Raw genomic sequence first — 774 nt, 5'->3', positions numbered from 1 at the left:
CTCAAAAAAGTGAATCTGACAGAGCACCGGGACAAAAAGGTGAAGGCGCTTTCCGGCGGCATGAAACGCCGTCTTGGAATCGCCCAGGCGCTGCTCAATAACCCCAAGGTATTGATTGTTGACGAACCCACCGCCGGGCTGGATCCGGAGGAGCGTGTCCGATTCAGAAACCTACTGTCTGAGATTGCAGAGGATAAGATTGTGATTTTGTCCACCCACATTGTAGGGGACATTGAGGCCACCTGCGAGGATATCGCCATTATCAACGAGGGTAGAGTCATCTACAATGGCACGGTGGACGCGCTTTTGCAGGAAGCAGAAGGCAGAGTGTTTACCATGACCGCTTCTAAGCGGGAGCTTCCAGAGCTGAAAAGGCAGCTCTCCATCACCAGTATGCACACCCAGGGAAACAAGGTTCACATCCGCTTTATTGCAGACACCTTGATGCAGGGCGCCAAGGCGTGTGAGCCGAATATTGAGGACGCATATATGCTGTATCTACACACCAGCGGCGTTCGTGAGATTTTGGGTGAAGTGGGGGGTGAATGGTAATGCTGTTGTTGCGGGAAATCAAAAAGATTGTAAAATCCATTCCCTACTTGATTTTTGTTGCCGCTGTTGTGATTGGCTTGTTCTCTCAGGGGGTATTCCGCTTTCAAGACGATCTTCTTGAGGAACCACAGCCGGGCGGCAGCTACGGATATAAAAGTGAGGAAATAGCGGAACAGATTATGCCGTCGGCACTGAGAGATTTGTTGACGGAGTTTAGTAATA

Annotated in this window: 2 protein-coding genes; both read left to right on the top strand. The window is 50.4% G+C overall.

Going from position 1 to position 774, the window contains the following annotated elements; genetic code table 11:
• Positions 1–552: ATP-binding cassette domain-containing protein (locus U8U68_RS22015; RefSeq protein ID WP_322204618.1), on the top strand; the 552-nt coding region annotated here is incomplete at its 5' end.
• Positions 546–774: hypothetical protein (locus tag U8U68_RS22010; protein WP_322204616.1), on the top strand; the 229-nt coding region annotated here is incomplete at its 3' end. The genes U8U68_RS22015 and U8U68_RS22010, both read left to right, overlap by 7 nt.

The sequence above is a fragment of the Acutalibacter intestini genome, assembly GCF_034334985.1.
Lineage (GTDB): Bacteria > Bacillota > Clostridia > Oscillospirales > Acutalibacteraceae > Acutalibacter > Acutalibacter intestini.
Note: the sequence above shows the minus strand (reverse complement) of the source record. Positions and strands in the feature narration are given on the sequence as shown.